This is a genomic window from Acinetobacter sp. CY05, assembly GCF_059515805.1.
This window is the reverse complement of sequence record NZ_JCAKMW010000022.1, coordinates 12,401-37,711: the sequence shown is the minus strand read 5'-3', so window position 1 is coordinate 37,711 and position 25,311 is coordinate 12,401. Positions and strand designations below refer to the sequence as shown.

The window sequence follows — 25,311 nt, the reverse complement described above, 5'->3', positions numbered from 1 at the left end:
TAAAGAAAAAGAAGAATTTCCCGTTATTTAGTGTTGAGAAAAAGTACAATAAACTGATTGGAAAAATACGAGTTGTGATCGAACACATCAATAGTCAATTGAAAACATTTAGAATATTAAGTGAACGTTATCGAAATAGACGGAAAAGATTCGGTTTACGCATTAACTTAATTGCTGCACTGGTAAACCGAATAAACTTGCAATAACCACTTTCGCAAGAGGTCTAATGTGTTAACCTACTATTTAACCATCTTCTGTATCTGTTTTTATAGATAACGATTTAAAGCTCTTCCCCGTCCTTATTAATAAAAAAAGGCACTGTTATTTGATTATTCTCCACCGTATTCTGCGCACTTTTCGTATTGTGCACGGTCGAAACCACATCACTAGTGCTTGTACTCTACACCCAATGCAACTAAACCAGTAATTGCACTTACCGTACCTTTTTAATCTGGAGTTAAGTCTTTGGCTTCTTTACCATATAAATATTAAAAAGTAGAAGAGCTACAATTACCGCACCTAAGACAGTATGCGCTCAAATATGCGTTGCACTTCCGTCACTATAGCTAAAAACTTAAGATAAGCTACAATAGAAAAAACTCTAACCTTTAAGATCATACCAAAACATATTCTGTCGATCTACGCGAAAAAGCCATGCAGTTTTATAAAGAGTCAAAGCATAAATCGAAGACGTGCGAAATATTTAATATTACTAGAACTACACTCGATGATTGGATCCTGCTCGAACAGCAGACCAGTCAGCTCCAACAGCCTAAATCTCCACTGTAGGACGTCCCTCAAAGATTTTGGACGTGCAAGCCTTTGAAGCATTTGAATAGTGTTTGCCGCAGTGGAAAGCGCAATATGGTGAGGATCACATTCTTTATATCGATGAATCAGGCATCAATACTAATGAAACCGCAGAATATGGCTGGTCTCCAAGAGGCGAGCGCTGTCATACTTTAAAGTCCGGTGGGCATGGCACGAGACTCAGTTTGATCAGTGCTGTCAGATCAAGTGCGCCATTCAAGTTTATTTAACCTTTAGTATTTCAAGGCTCATGCGATCAGAATATTTTTGTGTGCTGGTTGGAATATTTGTTGCGGGATTTAAAGCAAAAGGATGATCAGACTAAGTATTATTTGCTGATTCTAGACAATGTATCAATTCATAAAGGCAGCATAGTCGATGACTTAGCGGCACGATATCAAACAAGAGTTGTTTATCTACCTGCATATAGTCCTGATCTAAATCCTGAGCAAAGCTCAAGCACTACTTGAGGTGCAGCGTAAGATGCAGTGGAAAAAGCATGGTCTGTCCTAAAAAGTAAGGTTAGACATATCATTGCTCAGAACAATAAAATACTTCCGGACGATTTGGATATTGCATTTAAGATGATGTAGCTTATATTTTATACTTGGCTATATAGCTTTTCTTCTGTTTTTTAGGCCTTTGGATTGGAATTTCTGTGGCATCTACAATCACCACATTCCAGTCAATCCCTTCGCCTTCAGGCAGATGCTTTGGCAAATTGAATAAATTGGACTTGATCAGGTAGTCCTCTACATGGCGGACAATTCTTGAAGCAGTGGGTTCTGACATGCCATAACTTGTTGTGACATGGAATAAAATAGAGATGATCTTTAGTCTATTAAAGCAACAATACAACTTGAATTGAAGTTTTAGGCTACAATTTAAAATAACCAAGATATTGATATTAAATACTTAAATTTAAAAATATTGTAACCAAAGGATATGGTCTAGCTATACCTATAATTCATGGTTAATTTTAGAGAAACTTAAATTTCACTTTCTTTTTTTACCAAAGTAATTAGATAATATTTGTTCCGGTCTATATCATGAATCGTATAATTTTCTCCATTATTAACAAAAATTGGCTCCTCATTCTTTTGATAAACAGTACCTTTGATCCATAAAAATCTCATATTTTTTGCATAAGCATAAGCACCCTTATAGATTTCAAAATTTCTAATTTTCGTACTTAAAAATAAAGTATTTATTTCAACAGACTCTTCATTATATCTAATCTTAAAAACCACTCCCAAGTATAAATATAATTTAAAAAAATAATGTTTTGGTATATAAAACATAGAAAAAAAATATAGTAAAATACTTACAAAATAATCAAATGTATCTTTATTTACACCAACAATAAAATCTATTTCCATATCAAATATATAACAACCTATAGAAAAAGATAATATAGCAAGAAAAAAATATAGAATAAAATTAGTATTAAATGAACCTTTAATATTTCGATCGTTATAGTAATTATCACTCTCTAATAATTTTCGACTCATTTCTTTTCCTCTTGTTTACTAGTCGATGGTTTTTTGTTAGGTTTATTACCAGTCGTGGTTGCATTAAGGGCTGCAGTAGATCCAATAACTACTGGCTGTCTGTAATCTAATCCGATTCCTTCAAGCTTCTTAGTTGAATCACTAATAATTCCTGCTGCGATAGCATTTGTACAGTTCATATCTAAAGACTCTTTTCCATTGTCTTGCCTATGAGTATTTGCCACCTGTTGGGCTATAAGATTGGTTGAAACTCCTCCAATAACTTGCCCCTTAAGCATTTGTAATGGCTTAAAAATTGATGAAACACTACCAAATCCAGCACCCGCGACTGTATTAGCCATAATACCTTCTTTATCATCACCTGATACGGCTGAGATAGTACCTGAAATTGCTCCGTTAAACCCAGCAGCCTTTGCGGCCTCATTTAATTTTTTTGTCTGTGATAGCGAAAAAATATCCATTTACCACCTTGATAAACTCTATATCCTCCAGATACTGGAATAGCACTTGCAATAAGATTAAGCCATGCTTTACCTCCATGCTTAATGATGTCTGCATTATCTGGTAAAGTTCCACGTGTATAGCTTGCGTATTCTTATTTTAATGGACACTAAATCTCACAGAGAAGTGAACAGAGATTCCTGTCTTACTTGGACGCTTTAGTGTTATTCACCAATTAAAATGTCTATGCGATAAACCATTTAAAATGTCCAGATGAAACAAGAATAGATGTCCATAATAATATTTACTGTATGTGGACTTGAAAATATAGGTAAACAATGCACAATCGTATATGTCATAAAGTGAGGATATTGATAATCTTAAAATTTATATAGACTACGAGCCATAAGTGAATATTAATTTTAAATAATTTAGCCTGAGTAAGTTTAAGTTCACAACTGAATAATTTTCTTTATAAATCATAAGCCAACCTGTTTGGCATTCCATCTTGCAACGGTGGAACGACGCAAAAAACCCACCTAAAATTAAGTGGGTTTTAATAACGTACTTATTTTTCTAAAAGATCACTCTCTAAATTGATCCATACAAGATTGTATTTCATATATAAATTGAGTTTTAGCTTGACCTGTTTCATCAATTGTCAAAATAAATTTTCTCCAGTCCCCACCTGTATGAGACTGCATTTCATTATGTAACTTTCTACATAACTCTTGGGCTTCATTGCTAATTTTGTCAAAATTATCAGGGCTATAATTCTGTTGATTCTTCTCATACCAAATAGAAAAAGAATTCCACTGTTCCTCTGGATTAAACTTATACTCTAAATGAGCTGAATCATATTTAATCTCTGTTGAAAAATGCAAAATACTGCTTAACTCATTTAATATTTCTAACTGCTTATCCACTCTACTTTCCTCCACCAGCAGTATTCACAAAGGTTTCTCTTGTTGGTTTTCCATTAATAAGAAAGGTAACTTCTAATTTATCTGGTCGTACCGAACTCAGATCATCACGTGTAAATTTAACAGTTACATTATCAATAGTTTTCCCTTCTTTGTCTGCTTTTTTCAGAATATTCTCAAAATAAACCTTATAAGCAGAATTATTGAAATTTGCATCTTGTGGGAATAAGTTATAGCGATCACATGTTCCGCCCATAGCACAACCTTGGATGTGTCCACCAACGTCTCTTTCCTTACCTAATTTTCCAACTGCTGTTTGTCGACTATCTCTAACACCTTTATTATCAAAATCAGGCTTGAAACTAATTTCTTCAACATGACCATACTCATTAGTCTTAAATTTCGTGCCGTTTGATAACTCATAATTATTATTCGCTTTTAAATTATTTACCATCTGATTTTCAGGTGTACCTTTCTGTTTTGACTTTTCAAAGTCAATAACTTCGGTATGTTTATTGTTTTGGCTTATATCTATCTCGAAATTAGTTTTCGAAACCTTAACATCTTGACCATCAATCCTAGTTGTCTTCGCAGCACCACCAATGCCTAATACTCCAGCTAAGAAGCCTACGCCATCTTTGGTACGTTGTAACTGCTCAGAAACTTGTAAGGCTGTTTGTGATACGGGGTCATTCAGATTTGATAACTGTTGCTTTGTACTATCTGAAGTATAGCCAGAAACTGTATCATAGCTAGTATCTCTGACAACTGCCGTAACTTCATTTTTAAGAGCATCACCAGCTTGTGCTATTTGACCTCCAGCTACAGTATCAACTATTAGGTCTTTCGCTAATCCAATTGGCCCACCAAAGGCTAAAGACAAGGCTAATCCTGCTGTTTCAGGATCAATTCCTGTTTTCCCTATCGCATCATTTACCTTATAACTTACTGCCGCACTTTGATCAAAGAGCTGAATTGCTAAGTTACTTCCATCGATGACTTTAACTACATTTTCACCAGCAATACTCGCTTCATTACCGTGTACCCCCTGAACAAGTACTGCAACACCTTTTGCTGTAACTACGATTGTTGGTAATACAAATGTTCCTTTATACGGTTGATTCGGATCAAGCTCAGCTGCTTCAACTGTACTATTAGATACCTCTTGCTGACTAGCTGCCGTTAAAACCTGACGTACAATTGAACGAGCTGTATCATCACTGACTTGATATTCTTCAGCAATTTGTTGCTGAATCTCATTCAATGTTTGTTTGGCTGTATCATTTAGCTCTTTCGCAAGTGGTAAGATTTCTTTATTTAATAAGGCTTCGTACTGTTCTGGCTCTCCACCTTGACGTATAAATTCTTTATACCCTTCATAAACTTCATCGCCACCTTTCGCTAACATTTCAGGGTTATTAGCCAATCCTGCCTGAATATTATTTAGCGAACTTAAAGCACGTTGTTTATAGGTATTATCAGGCAATGCTTTGATAATGTTTTCAGCACTTTGTCTAAAGTTCTCTGGCAAATCTTTCTGTTGTTGTATAATCTCAGCACGACCACTTTCAGTGAGTAAACGATTATCCACAGTTACAGAACCATTCAACATGCCTGTCACTTGGTCACGAGTAATTTCTTGCGTGTTGTTGATATCACGGTTGGTGATATCTGTCACATTCGTCACAGTACCTTGACCTAAGGTTGCCTTGGTCAGTTGTTCTGTTTCTTGCCCGCCACTATTTAAACCAATGGTGGTCGAACCTTTGGGATGATTAGCGGCTTCTTTAGTTCCTTTTTGTGGAATACCAATACTCGTTGATACATTAAAGCCACTGCTACTGTTATAGTTGTGGTCTTCGATATCTTTGAGTTCTAATGCACCTGTATAATTCAGTTTGCCATGATCAGTCAGTGTGCCATCACTATTCTTAGTTGCATTGGCAATTACACCACCAATATTGGTGACGTTTTTAACACCCATCGCATCTAGGTCGGCATTGTTCTGTGCATTTCCAATTAAAAGTTTACTGGTGACATTTACCCAAGCACTGTCACTATTCCCTTTATTTTGGTTATAACCCGCTGAAACGTTACTTAAACCACTTGAACCAAAGCCTGCACCAATCGAACCACCTTTACTGCTATTACTTCTAGTCGCTGTATCCTGCAAGCTTTCTACATGAATTTCATTGACTTTCAAGCTACCGCGATCTGCAATAGAAACCTCGCCACCCTGAATATTCAGCTTGTTAATACTGCCAGCTGTTTGGTTCAGCTCAACTTGACTGTTTACATGCGTTAGGCTTTCACTTTGTGATTTGCTGGTTTGCTTACCAATTGAAGCGCCACCACCGCCACCATAGGTATAACTCACACTTTGACTGTTGGTTTTACTACTGCTGTCCTGTGATCCATGCTCGGTTCCAGCACTCACATTCAAATCTTTTGTACCGTCAAAGCTGGTTATACCTGTTGCAGATACACGGCTGCCCTGAATATTCACATCCTGATTCTCAGATGTCAGTCTCAGATTATTTAAATCCAGATGACTGCCCTGCCATTCACCTTGCAGCGTATTGGTTGTAGTTGTTGTTTCAATACGTTCGCCATTCGCTCCAATGGTAAAACCATAGGTTGCAGTGCTCGCAGCGGCTGCAGCCGCAGCTGCACCTACAGCAATTTGCGCACTCGCCAAATTTGCTGTCGCCATTGCAACATTCGCTTTGCTGTCATCCAAAGCATCTTTGGTAATTTTTCCTGTAGCATGGTCACGCTGTGCTTGGCTGTAAGCATCTTTGGTATCGGACAATGCCTTTGCTGCATCTTTAACAACGACAACGGCCAAAGCAGCATCGAGGTAGGCATTGCGTACACCAACCTCTGTACTGATGGTTTCGGTATGTGTTTTGTCTTCAACCGTGGTTTTATTTTCATAACCGCCAATATTGAGTTCACCACGGCCATGATCAATAACAGTATCACCTGTCGCTGTAATTTCCTGACCTAAAATATCTACGCCATCAGTACCTTGAATTTTAAGATTTTCTGTTTGGATTGAACCTGTCTTATGCGTTGTTTCTGTGCTTTTACTACTTGTCGTCACATCTTCACTGACAAATCCGCCTAAACGAATATTGTCTTTATTCAGCTTAACACCCAAGCCTTCAATCGTTTCTTTGCTCTGTGAATGCTCTGAAATATTCTGTTCTTCAGCAGCATTCAGCGTGACTTGTTGACCTGAAATTATTGTATTTTTTGCTGCAATATCGGTACTGGTTAATGTCGTTTGACCTGCAGATCCGGCATAGACATTGTCGGCATTTAAGCTTGTTCCAGTGTGTTGTGTTTGCTCTCCTCTTGAGCTTTTTGACTCACCCACTGTTATTTTTCCAACTTTTAAGCCAGGTGCTAATGCCTCTATGCCAGCTAATCCAATTGCAGTTACTTTGACTAAATCTTTAACAATTCCACGATAGCCCTTCTGCTGCTCATCCCATTGTTGGTCATGGGTTTCTAAGCTACTAAGTGTCACATTTTCAGGCATCAATGAGCCATCTACTGCTTTTAATGTGCCATTGGCTTGGCGTTGCATCAATGTATTCCCAACATAGATACTTTGTCCTGCTTTAACATCATTAGCTTGTAGTTCTATATTTTTCCCTGCATTGATATCAACATTTTTGCCAGCGGTGAGTTGGGTTTGTGTAACTTCTTGGTCGATATAACCTGTTTGACGGTTTTTATAGGTTGCGAAGTTTGTATTTGCAGATGTACTACTTTGGCTTGTTTCATTTAGTGCAGAGTTTAAAGTCACAACACCATTTTTAGCTTGGATTTGAATTGTTTCACCAGCATCTGCTTTCAAATGTGTTGCTGTGATATCACCTTGCTCAGTATTGAATACAATATTTCCACCTGCATTGAGTTGGTTCGCAATTGATTGACTAGATTTCGAAATGTCATTGCGCTCAGTACTCCGTGCCAATATGCCTCCTGATTTAGCAGACATAGCGACATCAGTTGCTTTCAAATCCTCGCCATTCTCAAGTTTTATACCGTGCTGTGCATTCAGTACAATATCACCTTGTTTACTTGCAAGATCGACAGCTTTGCCAGCAATTTGATTTGCCTTTAACTCAACCGTGCCTTGACTGTGAATAGAAGTACCTTGATCAGCTTGGGTAGTGGAATAGTTATAATTCTTTTCGTTTGCATAACCTTTGTTGATCGTACTTGTCTGAATTGCCCCAATCGTTAAATCGCCTTGGCTTTGGATAGACGTTTGACCATTGGCATTCTGAATTTCCGAACCCACTAATTTGGCATCGCTACCCACACGGATTGTAATGGTTTGGGTTAAATTTTCAGTATCTGTACATAATTGATTCAATGCTGTTTTAGTATAAATTCCAGCTAAACGATCTATGCCTGTATATGTAAAGGTACTCTCACCGAATATGTTTTGACTGTTTTGAATTGAACTGCTTAAGTTAAAGTTTTCACCAACATTTAAATCTACCGTTTTTTCTGCTTGGATCTGACCACCAACAATATTTAAATCTTTTTGAGTGGTAATCCCGACTTGATTGGCCTGAATTCGGCCATTCAGCAATTCAACATTGTCAGCACTTAAAACAACTGCTTGACGACCTGCAATCGTACCTGAATTGAACACGTTTCCTTGTACTTTTAAATCGATTGAGTTTGCAGATATGAGTGTGCCATCACCTTTTAAATCCCCCACTCGAGCTTTAACATAGACTTGTGGCACTAGTGTTTTAGCTGTGGTTCCATCTGCAAGTTTTACTGTTTTCTCTTCTAGCCAGACAATATCGCTGGTCAACTGAGCAATCTGTGCTTCTGACAGTGCAACCCCTACACGTAATCCATACTGTTTAGCAAATGATAATCCATTGTTCATCAAAGCTTTGTATTGCTCCTCATCGGAACCATAGCCTTCTAAGAAACGGAAACCTGTGAGCTGAGCAACTTGATCTTGTACTAAACGCTGTTCATAAAAACCATCACCCATTCGTTTTTGCTGCATCGCTGGATCAAGCCCCAACGCATCCAACATATAGTCTGATGATAACCAGTTTCTATAATTGGCAAATGCTGGATCAGTCTCAACGATATATTGCGCTTGGCTACCTTTTGCAGTGATATATAACGCATTACTAGGCAAGGTTAAATGATCTTGTGTGACTGTTCTGATGCTCACATCTTGGCTTTCAGGCTGCTGGCTGGTCAATGGCGCCGTCACCACTGTATTGGCCGCATCAATATTACGTTGTACCGTTTGGGTATTCAGCTGTTCAGTCGGATCGATATTGCCCTGACTTTGAGTATATTCTTTCACTACTCCTAGTTTAATCGGTAAAACTGTAGCAACTGGGGCTGGCTGATAAGTCACTTTATCTCCCCATTTATTGCGATGTTCTGTTCCTTTTGTATTCCAGCCTACGGTATGCCATTGACTGTATCCGCCTGAGGCAACCGCATCCACACGATGCAGATCTGTGTTGTTATCATTATTAATTTTATCCAATCCGTTGGTAATTGCTAAACCAACCAGCACCTGGCTATCTTTATTATGAAATGAAGTATTAGCGTCAAAGCTAAGGTTCCCCCCAGCAATGATTTGAGCTGGACTCGTCGACTGAACTTCTTCTTCACTATGGATGTTGGTATAAATATAGTGTGTCCAGTCCTCACCTATTTCCTTCGTCGCTTCACCGCCTTCAACTTCAGGTACCCACAGTACCGCATTATCAGCATCGCCGCTATCTGTAAGCTTAATGACTTTCGAATCCCAACGCTGCCCATTTTTTTCATATTCAGTTATTTTTTCTCGGGACTTTTCAATCAGTTCAATCACCAAGTTTTCATTGCTATTTTGAATCTGTTTGGCACCTAAATACATATCTCCAAGTGATTCAATTCTCGCACTACCATTATAAATTTGATCCGCACTGCCTTGGGCTTTCAGATTTAGATCTAAACTGCCGCCGATATTTAAATCGCCTGCGCTAAAGATCCAAGCATTGTCTTGTGCTTTCTCTTTGACAGCCCCGCCTGACTGATTATTGAGTGCTTTCACCCCTAAATCCATGTCTCCGCGTGAGGCAATCACTGCCCCTATACCGGCAGCATTTGATTTGTTGTCTAAGGTATGTGCTTGAATCGCCACATGGCTGCCATAAATACGGGCTCCATCATTCCACACTTTATTGGCTTGAATATGGGTGAGTTCACCATTCACTAAACCTTGGTTATGAACCGTATCTTGTGCGGTTAAATGCGTGTCATTCGCTGAAAGACTCGCGCCTGTTTCATTGCGGATATTTTTCGCGCTTAATTCTAATTTTTGACCCGCGCTCAGTTCAGACTGATTCACGAGATTATTTTCAGTATTCAGCTTCAATGTCCCATTCGCTAAGATTTGGTCATCTTGGGTATGGGTGTAGCTTTGTTTCAGATCAATATCAATATTGCCTTCACTGATGATTTCCCCCTGATTCATCAGTTCATTCGCTTTGAGATTCAATTGGTTTTTCGCCAACAGCTCTCCGCCTGCATTATTCACGCTGAGTGTTTTATTTGATGTGCCAATATTTAAAGCATTGAGGCTGCTCAGCGTGCCTAACTGATTATTCAGCTGCTCGCTTAGGTTTAAATTGGCTTGATCCGTCACACGAATCACGCCAGATTGGTTATCCAACTCGGCTGCAGTGATCTCAATATTTTTTGCATCAAAACCGCCAATGGCAGCTGCATCTTTGGTTTGCGCATTGAGTACTTGATTAGCTGATGCAGTCAGTTTTTCGCCTGCAGCAATATGGCTTCCTGCTCCACTGTTATTAATCGTGTCTGCATTCAAATCAATATTTTGCTGGGCTTGGATTTGTCCAGCGGTGTTGTCAATTCGTCCGCCCGCTGTTTGCTGCTGGATGTTTAAATCGGTTTGGCTGCTGATTTGACCCGCCTTGTTATTGAGGTTCTGTACGCTTATTTGCGCTGAACCAACAGAGGCCATATAACCCTTGCTGTTATCAAGCTGGCTCACATGGGCAAGGTCTAAGATGCCTTGGCTGAGTATGCCTGAGGTACTGCCCGAATCTTTGTTAATTAAAGCATTGTTATTGGTATCAATTTTAACCGACTGCTTCCCTTGGATGAGACCCGCTTGGTTATTTAATAGGCCTGTGTTTAATTCAACCGCATTGGCGATCATCTTTCCGTTTTGGTTGTTCAGTGCATTTAACTGCGTATTGATCTTAAGCGCTTGTTCAGCTGCAATTTGCCCATTGCTATTGTCTGCATCAGCGGCCTCAATTTGCGCATTTTGTGCAGCGTAGATATTGCCCTGCTGGTTTAAGAGCTGCTGTGCTGTAAGCTGAAGATTCTGCGCTAAAATTTCACCTTCGGCATTATTTAAATGGTCCGCATTCAGGACCGCATCGCTCTCAGCAGAGGCAATAATGCCTTTACTATTATTCAGCTGTGAAGCATCAATATTTAATTGCTGCCCCGCGACAATTTGGCCTTGGCTATTTTCAAGCCCCGCTGTTTTTAAACTAAGATTCTTGCTGCTTTGCAAGCGTCCTAATGTATTGTTCACTTGCACAGCATTAAGATCAAAGCTTTCGCCTGCAATCACGGAACCTTTCTGGTTATCAACATTATGTGCAGTGATATTCACCACTTGAGCAATAAGTTGTCCATCTTGGTTTTCAAAGCTTTGTCCATTGAACTGCAATTCAGGCAGCTGGATTGCACCGCCATTATTTATAATACTGTCCTGTATGCTCAGGCCAATATCCGCATTATTTAAAATTTGTCCTGACACATTGTGAATGCCTTGGGCAATTTGAATTTGACCTGCATCAAATGTTTTTGGTGTTAAATCAATAGGCTCAGCAACCGTAATCGAACTGCTGTCTTGTGCAGATGAATTTTGCTCTGGGTTTGTGACAGGCGGTGCCGTTGTGCCTGTTTGATTGCCTGCTGTATTGTCTTTCGTCGCTAGCCCAATCACACCTTGGCGATTATCCAAAGTTTTAGCTGTGATATTAAGCTCTTGCTGTCCCGTTTGCTGTATTTGACCTTTGGCATTACTTAAATTCTGTGCACTAAGATTAATTCTCCCCGCATTCATTACCCCAGTATCGTTATTGATATTTACCTGAGCATTGAGCTTGAGTGCATCACTGGTCGCAATTAATCCACTATTCTGAATGTCTATCGCATCCACTTGAATTTTGCTTTTTGCACTAATGTTGCCGCTGTTAGCCACATTGTGCGCTTGGATGGCGATTTGATCTTTATTCGCAATGATGTTGCCTGTATTGACCAAATCACCATTGGCATTCAAAGTCAGCTGATTTTCAGTGGCATTGATCGAGCCTGCATTACGTACACCCAAGCCTGCCTCTGTGCCCACCAAGAATATCTTGCCTGCATACATGCCACCTAGCTGCGCAACATCTAATGCAAAATCAGGCGTTGTAGTTTGTGTAGTAGACTGACCATTGATTGCGTCAACTTTAAGTGCAGTTTGATCTTTGACATGAATATCATTTTGCCCCAGCACCGTGGTGAGCGCATTGGCATACAGTCCAGCGTTCACCTTCAGTGCACGTGCGTAAATGTCAGTATACGGCGTTAAGCTGCCATTAAGGCCTTTGCCTTCAATCGTCACCTGTCCATCACGTACACGGAATGATTCCAAATAACCTTGATTCACTACGGCTTGGCCCGCTGCCAAGCTGAAGCGGTCAGCATTAATCACGCCGCAGCCATCACAAACCAAACCCGATGGATTGGCAATCACCACCTGTGCCGACTTGCCCGCCACTTCCAAATAGCCTTTTAGCTGACTTGGATTACTGCTATTCACTTCATTGAGAATAACTTTAGCTTCGCCCTTTGCAAGCCAAGGGTTACCTTGTACCCATCCACCCAGCTGAGTCAGCATATTATTGCGCGAGTTGTTTAATATCGCACCTTCTTGCCCAACATCGAATTGGCTATAGGTATTTCGCGAAACCCCGCCAGCACTTGGCGTTTGAATATTGACTTGAGTAAGGCCATTGCTGCTGTTCAGCACTGTCGCCTGCTGTGAACTCGGTGCTGATTTGTCGGCAATAATTTGTGTATTCGCCATACTGCTGAGCGGTAAAGTATAAACCACAGCGCCGAGTAAGCTAACCACAGCAAAATTCAATGGGTTTAATTTTTTATAATTATTTATCATCAAGGATGCGGTTTGTTCTGAATCGCCATCACCTGAAGCTTTAGTTTGTCCAGTTGCTTTGGTTTTGCCTTTTACAATTTCTGCAACTGCGATAAACATGTCACGAGCTTGGCTAAAAATAATGCGATAGCGATTCTTATTCATGATAGTGTGCCTTATTTCTTAATATTCAATTATGTTTCAATTCATTGATTTAATGTATTTTAGCTAAAATAGGATGTTGCTTAATCCAAGCATTGGCTACCACTTTTTCAACCAATTTCCCGTGAAAATTCATGACTTTTAGTCCATGAATATCACCTTTGTGATATAGCGCTCTAACACATTGTTTTGGGAATAAATAGTTTTCAATGATGCGTTTAATTAATTTACTTTGCCCATGAGGCGCGAACCAATGAATTAGCCACATTCGATCTCCACTATTCCAATTGGGATGTGTATAGATCCAACGCTCAGAATGAACGTATTGCGCCTCTTGATTTGCGTCCAGATTTGCCCATGAGATATAGCCTAATGGCTGAGAATTTTGACTAAAAACTGCAAATTGACGGCTTTTAATAGTGGGTAGCATCTGTAAAGCAAGATCTGAAACGGATAAATGTTTACAATTTTCAGATACAAACCATAGCCAAGTCATCGCGCCTAAGACTTCAGCCTCATTCCATTGCTCCGTTGGAAAAAGTGCTGGCGAAATGACATCTACATTTTCAAATTTCATCTAAATAAACCAATTTCTAATTCAGTCATGTCTTGAATCAATACATCCAGTTCAGGCTAAAGCCCGTGGTGTAATCATCGGTTTTAAAGCCATCTGGTTTTTTCAGCGGTGCACCAGCAAAAATATCATAGCTGACCGACTTCAGCACTTGTCCGCGCAAGCCTACGACAGCACCCATCAGGCTGGTACCGACTAAAGGATTTGGCTGATGTGCGGTTTGTCCACCCACTTCGCCATAGTCCACGCCGGCATACCACTGCATCGGCAGTTTGAACATTGAGCCACTCAATTCATTGCGAACTAAAAAGCCATTGTCTGCCATTAAAGTCTGCTCGCCATCAAAACCGCGCACGGTATAACGGTTACCAATAGAAAAACGGTCTTGCGGCGTCAGCGGTTTTTGGCTGTGTTGCATGCGCCATTCTGCTAAATACTGCAGATTTTGATTACCTACTTTAAACGGCACTTGCAAGCTGGCATTGGCTTGCCAGATGCCAACATGCGTATAGGCTTCACCAAAGTCTTCCTCTGGCGCCGCCATCGCTGAAAATGCACCTGTACCACGCTTATAGGTCACTGCACCATTCAGCGTTGCATTAGACAAATATTCTGTATGCGCCAAACTTGCCTGCCAACCCGCGGTTTTGCGGCGTTGTACTTCTACTTCGACATCTTCAATAAAGTTTTTTGATTCACGCACCCAACCGCCGAAAGAGGCTGTGGTTTTACGGTGTGCATCACGATAAATCACACGTGATATATCCACATTGATCAGTTTACTTTCTCCACTGTATTTATAGCTTTGATTCGTACCGACCACATTCTGGTGATAATCCGACTGGCTTAAGCTCGTGCTGAGCAGCCAGTAATTCAGAGGAATGCTATAACTGAGGTAATAGCCGTCTGAGCCACGCTTGCCGGAATCACCTCCGCCCAAATCATGGTTATAGCTAGCAAAGAACAGATCATTTGCAGTAAAAAGATGGTCTAAGGAAAGCGTTGCCGTACCTTGGTATTTACCTGTCGATTCCGAACCAGCGTCATCTATACCTAAATGAATGCGGTATGGCTTAGACTGCTTCCAAGCCAGCTCCAAGTCACTATAGCCAGGTTCGTTACGCTGAGCAGAGGGATGAATTTTAAAATCAGCTTCTACAGTCGGTACACGTTTAAAGTTTTCCAAGCCCTGTTCAATATCACGGATATTTAAGATATCGCCAGTTTTAACCGGTAGCGCATTGAACTGATGTGCACGTTTCGAAGTACCTTCAGCAAATTGAATCTGATCGACTTTACCTGCAATCACCTGCAACTGAATTTCACCTGAAGCAATATTTTGCTGTGGCAAAAGAACACGCGTAGTAATAAATCCACGGCTGATAATTCGGTTTTGAATTAAATCTAATGCCTGATTTAAGCCTTTCACACCAATGCAGCGGCCAATTAAATTGTATTCACCTTCAATAACTGGTCGCATGGCAAAAGTGAATTCACGGGCATTTTCCCCGATTAATATAAATCTTTTTATTTCAAAACAGAGGTCTTCACTGTTGGATTTTAAGTACTGCAGCTGCAGCTGTTGTTGTAATGCTGTTTCCAGACCTGTTTGCACAGTGGCAGCAGGCTGAAGCTGCTTTTCCAATGCTTGGTCGCGTTGTAGTTGACGGTTAAACTGATCTACGACAACAGGTTCAGTTAAAAGCTCATTAGCGAATATAGATGAACTACATGAACATATAAAAAATAAACCCAAAACCCTTTTTTTAAACTTCAAATTCAACATTAAAATTCTAAATATTTATGATCGATATCCACTTTTATTGTCTCAAAACCAAGAAAAAAATGAATGGCATTTTCAATCAAAAAAATAAGATATAGGCATAATACAATATTTTAAACAAAAATACTCAAACTAAATTATTTAATATCAATAACTTGAAAAACTACAAACACAAAATAAAAATCAAATTTAGCTATACTAAACAATAAGAATTGTAAAATAATATGATATATAAAACACATATTTATTAAATAATGAGTGAATTATCCACTTTTAAGTGTATCAATAATTAGAAATTTTGGTGTCAAATTGTATTACATCACTACACTTAAATAACTTCCACAAAATTAGGTCACGCTTATAGTCGAATGATCACTTAATTTTGATTAATTAAGGGTAGATCCAATATGCATACCTTTGTGTAACACAAACTATTCCTACTAACTAGGCGGATCTTTAAGTCACAACTATCGTAAATATCAAAGCCCTATTATATCTAGGGCTGTTTAAAGATTAATTTAATAATGATACTAAAGTTAAAAACTAAGCATACCGTGCAAATGACAGATCATCTGCTTGAATCGATGGTTGTCGCTGAGCAATTAACTCTGCCAACAATTGTGCGGACCCACATGACATTGTCCAACCTAATGTGCCATGACCAGTATTGGTCCATAAATTCTGAACATGTGTTTGCCCAATGATCGGTGTGCCATCTGGTGTCGTTGGTCTAAAGCCAGTCCAAAATTGTGTCTTTTCAATTCGACTCGCCTGTGGAAATAGCTGACTTAATACCATCTTTAAGGTATTTTCACGTTGTGGATTCAATCTTTTATCAAAGCCACAAATTTCAGCCATACCGCCTACACGAATGCGATCATCAAAGCGTGTTAAAGCCACTTTATAACTATCATCAAGTACAGTAGATACCGGTGCACAATCTGAGTTCACAATCGGTGTCGTAATTGAATATCCTTTTAATGGATAGACAGGCAAATTCAATTTTAAATGTTGTGTTAGGCCTCGACTATAGCTACCTAAAGCAAGCACATATTGATCAGCCGTCAAAATACGTTTATCTGTTAGACGAATACCTTGAATTTTCTGATTTACTTCTAAGAGATGTTCTATTTCAGTGTTGAAAATAAATTTCACGCCTAGAGACTTACAGCGCTCAGCTAACTGCGTTGTAAATTTATAACAATCACCTGTTTGGTCACTTTGTAGATGTAAACCACCTAAAATTTTAACCTCTGCTTTTGCAAGTGCAGGCTCAACGTTGAGTAACTCTTGCTCATTCAGCAATCGATGTGGCACGTTTTCAGCTTTTAAGATTTTAATATCTTTTTGAACGGCTTCAAGCTGTTGTTCAGTACGAAAAATCTGTAATGTACCAAGTTGTCTCGCATCGTAGTGAAAATTAATTTCTTGACGCATTTGATCAAAACAGTCACGACTGAACTGTGAAATCCGAACCATCCGTTCTTTATTGATCTGATAGCGCTGTGCATTACACTGCCCTAGCATTTGCAACATCCATTGATATTGAAAATGATCTCGCGTCATCTGAATGGCGAGTGGTGCGTGTGATTGAAACATCCATTTCATTGCTTTCAATGGAATACCTGGTGCAGCCCATGGCGAAGAATAACCAGGAGTGATTTGCCCTGCATTTCCAAAACTTGTTTCTAATGCTGGCCCTTTTTGACGATCAATTACAGTAACTTGGTAACCTGACTTTGCTAAATAGTAGGCTGTTGTTACACCAATGACGCCGGCACCTAAAACCATAATATGCATACTGAAATATTCCTTTAAATTTAAGCGCCAAGCTTGAGCTTGTTCAAATAACTGATAAGTGCTTGGTAGATATGATCCTGAAGATGTACAGTGCCTATACTCATATTTCGCGCTCTCGCTTGATAACGACGAACTGATGGTAGTCTCAGTCCCTGATCACGATAGCCATCAAATAATTCTTCAGCTTTTGCAAAATATTGATCCGCATATTTACCCAGAATTTTTTCCGGTGAAATTGCTACAATAAACTCACCACCTAATGGCGACCCACCAGCCCCTGCATCAATACGCTGGGCTTCCAAGCTTAAAACATCACCAATAAGTGGACCCGCTAAAAGCTCGACCATTGCCGCTAATGCAGAGCCTTTGTGTGCCCCAAAAGTTTTCATCGCACCTTCATCTAAAATGGTTGCAGGGTCATTACTTGGTAAACCGTTCTGATCTACGCCACAACCATCCGGAAGCTGCTCTCCACGTTTTCGATAGAGTTCAATATCACCACGGGCCATAGCAGTGGTTGAAAAATCGAATACAAAAGGATGTGCTTGCTTTGGGCGTGGCCAACCAAAAGCCATTGGATTAGTACCAAACATCGGTATTTTACCGCCTTCTGGCACTACCCATGCATGATTTGAGGTACAAGCAAATCCAACCAGATTCGCCTGTGTCAATAATTCAATTTCATACCATAAAGCAGTGGTATGTACACAATGATTGATTGCCAACAATGCAATCCCTTCCTGCTTTGCTTGCTCAATAAGTTGAGGCATCGCTTTTGCAAAAGATAAAGGTACCATTGCATTTTTTGCATTTACACGCATGATCGAACAACTTAAGGTTTCAATTTCAGGCTTTGCATCTGCAGAAACAGTTCCCTGTTCTAAAGAATGAATACAATTCAACAAGCGATACAATCCATGAGAGTGACAATCATCAATCTGAGCTTGCATCAAAACATCAGTGATTGTTTGCGCATGTTCTAAGCTATATCCAGCTTGGTTTAAAATTTCTAAACTCAACGCGTATGCTGTATCAATAGAGATTTCCATATGTTTTATCCTTCTGATTTTATTGATGTCGATAAAGGCGACTGAGTAAGTTTTTTATGTGGTTTTCTGAGGAAGCTCATAATCAAAATTAAACTTGCAAGCGTTAAAGTCACCATAGTTTCATAGCGATGTTGTTCTGAGAAAAACATGTAACCGAGTACTGTTAAAATCGTAGCTACGACAAACCAACTAAGCCAAGGAAAGAGCCACATTTTAAAATCAAGCTTTACACCTTGTTTTTCTAAACGTGAACGTGATGCAATCTGTGACATGGCAATCACTAAGTAAACCAATAAACCGATTGCATTCATTGTCGATAATAAGACCATGAACACTTTTTCTGGAAATACATAGTTAATTACAACTGCCACTAGAGCAACTGCGGTACATGCTAATACTGAAACCTGTGGTACTTTATGTTTAGAGACCTGTGATAAAAATTTTGCTGCATCGCCACGCTGGCTCAATGAATAAAGCATGCGTGAAGCTGTATAAAGCCCTGAATTTAAGACACTTGTTACCGCGACAAATACAATAACGTCCATGACTAGGCGAGAACCAGGCACATTTAATACGTGTAACACATATTGAAAAGTCCCCATTTCCTTAAGACCTGGTGCATTCCAAGGCACAATACACAGTACAAGGAAAATCGAGACAATATAAAATAAGCCAATACGTGCAATCACGATATTTGTTGCACGTTTGACTTGCCGAGCAGGATCTTTAGACTCGGCAGCCAAGATCGACAGCATTTCTACGCCAAAAAACGTGAACATCGAAATCAGCATGCCGGTGAACACCGCACCATAACCATTTGGAAACAAACCACCATGCTCTAAAATTTTACCGACTCCTGAAATATTTTCAGCAGGTGCAAGTGGCCAAAATCCCATTAATGCCGCAATACAAAATAAAATAAATGCAATGATTGCAACTACTTTGATGAGAGCAAACCAAAACTCAAACTCACCAAACTTACGTACGTCCATTAAGTTAGTACAGGCCAATAAACAAATACATAAGACTGCAAATAACCAAGATGGAAATTCTGGGAAATAGTGATGAAAAATATTGGCACCTAAAATTGCTTCAAATGCTACAACCAGAACCCAAAACCACCAATACAACCAACCAATGGTAAAACCTGCCCAATGACCGAGTGACTCACTCGCATAAGTCGAAAAAGCACCTGAATCAGGTTTGCGAATGGCCATCTCACCGAGCATACGCATAACAAATAAGACCATTAGTCCAGTCAACGCATATGAAATTAAAATCGCGGGGCCAACAGTATTGAGCGCAGTTGCGGAAACAACAAATAAACCAGCACCCACAATCCCTCCTAGGGTAATCATGGAAACCTGCCTATTGGATAAGGCGTGCTTTAAAGCACCATTATCATTATTCATTATTCACCTTTTGTATTATCTTTGGTATTGAATATTCATATTCATCCTCAGATATATAAAAGTAAATTTAAATGCTATGAATTTAAGGATTATATTTATTCCCTTTTTTCCTTATATATTTTTTATGAAAAAAATACCCCCAAAACTTGAGGGTATTACATATATAATTTTATTTTAATGATTGATAGGATTATTTTTTAAATACAGATTTTCATTTTTTCTTTTGTATTGAATAATCAGTGAGAATAATAAAATAATAAGCGTCACTGCAAGTGATAAGTAACTCTCATAGCGATATTCAGGTGACAAGAACATGTAGATGAGTACAGATAAAATCACACCGATCACTGCCCAGGTCAACCATGGGAAACACCACATTTTAAAACTCGGTTCAATACCTTGACGTATTTGTTGTTGTCGCATTCTAAGTTGGGAAATGGCAATTACTAAATACACCAACAATGCAATAGCGCCTGTGGTCGATAATAAGAAACTAAACACTTCTCCTGGAAATGCATAATTTGCCCAACAGCCTACAAAACCTGCGATACTCGACAAGATAACTGCACGACATGGTACGCCACTTTGGCTTAATTTCATCATACTGGCTGGCGCATCACGACGTGTAGATAATGAAAATAACATCCGTGACGCTATATAAATTCCAGTATTCATGCAACTACACACGGCGACAAACACAACAAAATCAATAATAAACTTAGTGCCCGGCACATTGAGCACATGCAGCACATATTGAAATGTCCCCATCTCTTTAAGGCCCGGTGCATTCCAATCCACTAATGCGACAACCAAGAAAATGGACAAAAGGTAAAACAAAGCAATACGGTAAATCACTAAGTTAGTGGCACGTCGAATCTTTTCTTGAGGATTTTCTGACTCGGCTGCGGCAATTGAAACCACTTCAGCACCAAAAAATGAGAAAATTGTGACCAGCACACCAGCCAATATTGTCCCTAAACCATTGGGTGCAAACCCACCTTGGCTATACAATCTCTCTATACCACTAACCTCTGCCCACGGCCAAAAACCAAATACAGCCATGGCACCAATCACAATAAAGGCTAAAATTGCAATGACTTTAATTAACGCAAACCAAAATTCAAACTCACCAAAACTTTTTACATTCAGTAAATTCGCGGCGGTTAAGGCAATCATAATAAATACGGCAAATGCCCAAGAAGGAACGTCAGGAATATAGCTATGTAAAATTTCCGCGCCTGCAATCGCTTCGACCGGAATAATTAACACCCAAAACCACCAATAGAGCCAGCCAATACCAAATCCTGCCCAAGGTCCTATGGCTTTAGTTGCATAGGTTGAAAAAGAACCTGAATCTGGAGATGTGACTGCCATCTCCCCCAACATCCGCATGACCAGAAATACTAAAAGCCCAGTCAGAGCATAGGACACTAAAATAGCTGGACCTGCTGTCGCGATCGCCGAGGATGATCCAATAAATAACCCAGCACCAATCATTCCACCAAGGGTCATCATGGTAACTTGCCGACTAGATAGATTTCCAGAGAGTTGTGTTGGTGAATGTGATATTTGACTCATTAACATCCCTTATGAGCAGTCATCTTCCCTTATTCCAATTCTAGCATTGTCTTATATTTGAATAGCTTAAAGCCTTGTATTCGAGAATCGATTGAATTGATCTTTGGGCCAATACACTGCCTTTTAATATTTAAATTTAATCATTGTAGTATGTTTTTGACCTTTCTAAACAACAAGCGAAAAAAGGGAATAGTGGCACAACTTATTTTCATAATTATTTATCTAATAGCGACTACATTAAATAAATGAAGCGCCTAATATTATAAATATTAACCAAGATTTAAAACATATACACATTTTAAATTTTACCTTTTTCTAATCATTGAGGGAAAAATGAGTCAACTTTCCTATATACCTACAACGAATAATCCTTGGACAACTTATTTAAAGCAATTGGAAAAAGTTGCACCTTATTTAAGTCACAGTACAGATCAATTAGAAACATTAAAACGTCCTAAACGTGCTTTAATTGTGAATATTCCTGTTGAAATGGATGATGGGCGTATTGAGCACTTTGAAGGTTATCGTGTGCAACACAGTCTCACTCGTGGACCAGGCAAAGGTGGTGTACGTTTTCATCCCGATGTAGATTTAAGCGAGGTCATGGCTTTATCTGCATGGATGACAATTAAATGTGCAGCATTGGATCTCCCTTTCGGGGGTGCAAAAGGTGGAGTGCGCGTAAATCCAAGTCAATTGTCCAAACGTGAACTCGAACGATTAACTCGACGTTATACCGCAGAAATCAACAATATCATTGGACCACAAAAAGATATTCCAGCCCCTGATGTTGGGACTAACCCTCAAGTCATGGCATGGATGATGGATACCTATTCAATGAATGCAGGTACGACAGTGACAGCCGTGGTCACTGGAAAACCAGTACATTTAGGTGGATCACTTGGGCGTGCCAAAGCAACAGGTCGTGGTGTTTATATTACCGGTCTTGAGGCAGCAAAACGTTTAAATATTTCAATTAAAGATGCACAAATTGCCGTACAAGGTTTTGGTAATGTGGGGAGTGAAGCTGCTTTATTGTTTATGCAGGCAGGTGCCAAGGTCATTTCTATACAAGATCACTCAGCAACGCTTTATCAAGCTCAAGGGATTGATGTTCAAGCCTTGATGCACTATCAACGGCAACATGGCTGCATTTTAGGCTATTCATGTATAGATGAAATTCCCTCTACAGAGTTTTGGTCGCTTCGCACAGATATTTTGATTCCTGCTGCACTTGAAGGGGTAATTACGGTTGCTATTGCAGCAACCTTACATACACGTTTGATTCTAGAAGGATCAAATGGCCCGACTTTACCTGAGGCAGATACTTTATTGGCCGAACGCGGTATTACCATTGTTCCTGATGTGATCTGTAATGCAGGTGGCGTGACCGTGAGCTACTTTGAGTGGGTGCAAGATTTAGCCAGTTTTTTTTGGACCGAAATCGAAATTGATCAAAAGCTTGATCGTATTATGCAACATGCGATCAATACAGTCTGGGAAATGTCTAAACAGAAAGACTGTTCACTGCGTACAGCAGCATACATCTTGGCCTGCGAGCGTATTTTAAATGCGCGCGTTGACCGTGGAATTTACCCAGGCTAAAGGGCGCTCACTATGAATATTCTCTCTAAAATTCCCCTTACAACGCTAATTTTAGCGGCAACGCTTTCGACGTCCATCTATGCACAAAAAATCAATGATCATCTTGAAATTGGGGGCTGGCTACGTGCCAATATTCAAGACAAAAGTTATAGCCCTAGTGATCAAGATTTAAAATTTGATGCAGCAAAGCTGATGATTCAATACAACAGTGAAGCTATGAGTGGAGAGCTTGAATACCGCTGTTATCAATTTGATCAAATTTGTGATTTTTCAGGATTAGTCGATGCCAATCTAAGCTATCACATTAGCAATCATCCTGAGCACAAACTAACCGTAGGCATTCAAGCCTTACCCTTTGGCCCTGCTCGCAATTGGTCAAGTAATTGGTATGGGGGATTATTGGTCAACACAGGTTTAGAAGATGTCCATAATTTAGGCATTAAGTACCAATATCCATGGACAGATCAAACGCAAATTGAAGTGGCTTATTTTGTCTCTGATGCCGGCAACTATTTTGGTAAAAGCCAAGATGCTGCACGTTACAGTGCCAATCTCGTCAAGACTGGACAAGACAGTCCACTCAGCGATCTAGCAGAACGTGATTTATGGCTCGTACGAGTGAAACATGGATTTGAGTTAAATGAACATACCGATCTGAATATCGGTGCTTCTTACTGGTACTCAACGATTGAAAACCAAAGTGAATCTCAGCGCGGTAAAAGTGAACGTTGGGCTACATTTGCGACTCTTCAGCATCTGAATTGGGTACTTACACTCACTGCAGGTCAAACGCGCTTAGAGAACAAAGATCCACTCTATCCCCACACTTCAATGGTGGGTTCATTCGATACAGCCTATGCTGTTGCCAATGATGCTCATTTTTATACGGCAGATCTATATTACCCTATTCAGTTAGGTGACAAGTCGACGATAATGCCTTATGCAACTTATAGTTACCTCGATAAGATGCAGGCTAGCTTTCAAGATTCAAGCCGTTTCATTTTAGGGACTCAATGGGATTTATATCCTTTCTCTATTGCGGCTGAATATATTGTTGGGAAAAGCGATTATTTTATTGGCGGTACAGAACTCGCTTTTGCACAAGGAGATAGTGATCGAGAGCGATTATTTAATCTCATCTTTCTCTATCATTTTTAAACGAACAGCCCGCGCCTCACAGCGTATCACCCAAAAATCAAGCGTGTTCTTTTCAACACGCTTGATTTTCAACATACTCAGTGCAGAATATCCAGTGAATTTAATGCAACATCATTCTTATTCAACAAGAACAGCTTCATTGTGTTTAGGCTGAATGTTTGCATACATAAATTCGTTTTATATTGGCTCCATCCTTTGCCTTCTGCTAGGATAATTTGCACAACACTGCGAAAAGGTATTTGCAGTATTTTTCATATAAAAAATTAAGTGATGGTATAAATTTTGCTTATTTATACCTCGTTATAATGTAAGAAAAGGGAATGAGCATGCAGAAAATGACAGCGAGGACCTACCCATCAACAACAGCATTACGCTGTTTTGAAGCTTCAGCACGATTTTCGAGTTTTACCAAAGCGGCTCATGTGCTTCATATGACACAAAGTGCGGTAAGTAAACAAGTTGCACATTTAGAATGTAGTTTAAAATTACAATTATTTGAACGGTCATTACAAGGTTTAAAACTCACGCCAAGTGGCGAGCTCTTTTTTAAAGAGACCCAGAAAATTTTAGGACAAATTGAACAGTCCGTCTTAAATCTACTTTCACATGGTGCTGAAGCTGAAACATTGAATATTTCAGTACATCCAACACTGTGTGCACGTTGGCTAATTCCTGCCTTAAAAGGTTTTGGCAAGCAACATCCCAATATTCATCTAGATATACGTGAACAACTCTATTCTACTGAGTTAGACAGCAGTAAAGCAGATATTGCGTTCTTATATGGAACGGGGGTATGGCGAGATATGACCAGTATTGAGCTATTTCCAGAAAACTGTGTTGCCGTATGTAGCCCCGAACTGACCAACTACCAAGCACTCAAGTCATTAGATGATTTTCAAAATTATGTCCTCATCCAATCTCAATCTCGTCCACGTGCATGGGAAGACTATTTCCAATTGCAAGCTAACTTAAATGCTAATCCGCTGTTTGGTCCACGTTTTGATACCTTCTATGCCTGTATTCACGCCGCAATGTCTGGTTGTGGCATGGCATTAGTACCTAAATTTTTGGTTGAAAAAGAGTTAGATGAAGGTGATTTAATTATTGCTTGGCCCTATGAAATGCAAACACAACATTCCTATTATATGACCTATCCAACCTCCATGACGACAACACATAAAGTACACACCATGGTGCAATGGATTCAACACTACATCAAAACTACTGAAGACGAAAAAAATTCGCACTATCGTCGTAGTGCATAAAT

General features: G+C 39.5%; 15 protein-coding genes and 1 pseudogene. 5 read left to right on the top strand and 11 right to left on the bottom strand.

Going from position 1 to position 25,311, the window contains the following annotated elements; genetic code table 11:
* Nucleotides 1-206, top strand: a 206-nt coding sequence (locus tag AC5YCD_RS13225; protein ID WP_496128521.1) for a transposase family protein, incomplete at its 5' end; no start/stop codon positions are given.
* 636 nt (nt 207-842) lie between these two features.
* Nucleotides 843-1,280, top strand: a pseudogene (locus AC5YCD_RS13220) (IS630 family transposase).
* Nucleotides 1,281-1,404: 124 nt separating this feature from the next.
* On the opposite strand, the gene AC5YCD_RS13215 reads toward AC5YCD_RS13220, so the two are convergent.
* The 11 genes from AC5YCD_RS13215 to AC5YCD_RS13165 form a co-directional block, all read right to left on the bottom strand.
* Nucleotides 1,405-1,602, bottom strand: coding sequence for a hypothetical protein (locus tag AC5YCD_RS13215; RefSeq protein ID WP_496130474.1), 198 nt, complete (start codon nt 1,600-1,602; stop codon nt 1,405-1,407).
* A gap of 197 nt (nt 1,603-1,799) precedes the next feature.
* A complete protein-coding gene (locus AC5YCD_RS13210) occupies nt 1,800-2,321 on the bottom strand; it encodes a hypothetical protein (RefSeq protein ID WP_496130473.1) in 522 nt (173 codons plus the stop codon).
* On the bottom strand, nt 2,318-2,782 hold the full coding sequence (locus AC5YCD_RS13205; protein WP_496130472.1) for a hypothetical protein: 465 nt from the start codon (nt 2,780-2,782) through the stop codon (nt 2,318-2,320). Before AC5YCD_RS13205 ends, AC5YCD_RS13210 begins: the two co-directional genes overlap by 4 nt.
* 564 nt (nt 2,783-3,346) lie before the next feature.
* Nucleotides 3,347-3,688, bottom strand: a complete 342-nt coding sequence (locus AC5YCD_RS13200; protein ID WP_496130471.1) for a hypothetical protein — start codon at nt 3,686-3,688, stop codon at nt 3,347-3,349.
* Nucleotide 3,689: 1 nt separating this feature from the next.
* A complete protein-coding gene (locus AC5YCD_RS13195; protein WP_496130470.1) occupies nt 3,690-13,088 on the bottom strand; it encodes a two-partner secretion domain-containing protein in 9,399 nt (3,132 codons plus the stop codon).
* A 49-nt stretch (nt 13,089-13,137) separates the two neighbouring features.
* On the bottom strand, nt 13,138-13,662 hold the full coding sequence (locus AC5YCD_RS13190) for a toxin-activating lysine-acyltransferase (protein ID WP_496130469.1): 525 nt from the start codon (nt 13,660-13,662) through the stop codon (nt 13,138-13,140).
* 37 nt (nt 13,663-13,699) lie between these two features.
* On the bottom strand, nt 13,700-15,445 hold the full coding sequence (locus AC5YCD_RS13185; protein ID WP_496130468.1) for a ShlB/FhaC/HecB family hemolysin secretion/activation protein: 1,746 nt from the start codon (nt 15,443-15,445) through the stop codon (nt 13,700-13,702).
* A 540-nt stretch (nt 15,446-15,985) separates the two neighbouring features.
* Nucleotides 15,986-17,242, bottom strand: a complete 1,257-nt coding sequence (locus tag AC5YCD_RS13180) for a D-amino acid dehydrogenase (protein ID WP_496130467.1) — start codon at nt 17,240-17,242, stop codon at nt 15,986-15,988.
* Nucleotides 17,243-17,262: 20 nt separating this feature from the next.
* On the bottom strand, nt 17,263-18,291 hold the full coding sequence (locus tag AC5YCD_RS13175; RefSeq protein ID WP_496130466.1) for an Ldh family oxidoreductase: 1,029 nt from the start codon (nt 18,289-18,291) through the stop codon (nt 17,263-17,265).
* A gap of 5 nt (nt 18,292-18,296) precedes the next feature.
* Nucleotides 18,297-19,703 carry an amino acid permease gene (locus AC5YCD_RS13170; RefSeq protein WP_496130465.1) on the bottom strand — a complete coding sequence of 469 codons (1,407 nt, stop codon included), beginning with the start codon at nt 19,701-19,703 and terminating at the stop codon, nt 18,297-18,299.
* Nucleotides 19,704-19,877: 174 nt separating this feature from the next.
* Nucleotides 19,878-21,281, bottom strand: coding sequence for an amino acid permease (locus tag AC5YCD_RS13165; protein WP_496130464.1), 1,404 nt, complete (start codon nt 21,279-21,281; stop codon nt 19,878-19,880).
* Nucleotides 21,282-21,614: 333 nt separating this feature from the next.
* Between AC5YCD_RS13165 and AC5YCD_RS13160 the strand changes: the two genes are divergently transcribed.
* The 3 genes from AC5YCD_RS13160 to AC5YCD_RS13150 all read left to right on the top strand — a co-directional run bounded on the left by AC5YCD_RS13160 (nt 21,615) and on the right by AC5YCD_RS13150 (nt 25,309).
* Nucleotides 21,615-22,886, top strand: coding sequence for a Glu/Leu/Phe/Val family dehydrogenase (locus AC5YCD_RS13160; RefSeq protein WP_496130463.1), 1,272 nt, complete (start codon nt 21,615-21,617; stop codon nt 22,884-22,886).
* 12 nt (nt 22,887-22,898) lie between these two features.
* A complete protein-coding gene (locus tag AC5YCD_RS13155; RefSeq protein ID WP_496130462.1) occupies nt 22,899-24,044 on the top strand; it encodes a hypothetical protein in 1,146 nt (381 codons plus the stop codon).
* A gap of 326 nt (nt 24,045-24,370) precedes the next feature.
* Complete coding sequence (locus AC5YCD_RS13150; RefSeq protein WP_496130461.1) at nt 24,371-25,309, top strand: LysR substrate-binding domain-containing protein; 939 nt, start codon at nt 24,371-24,373, stop codon at nt 25,307-25,309.
* Nucleotides 25,310-25,311: the final 2 nt, after the last annotated feature.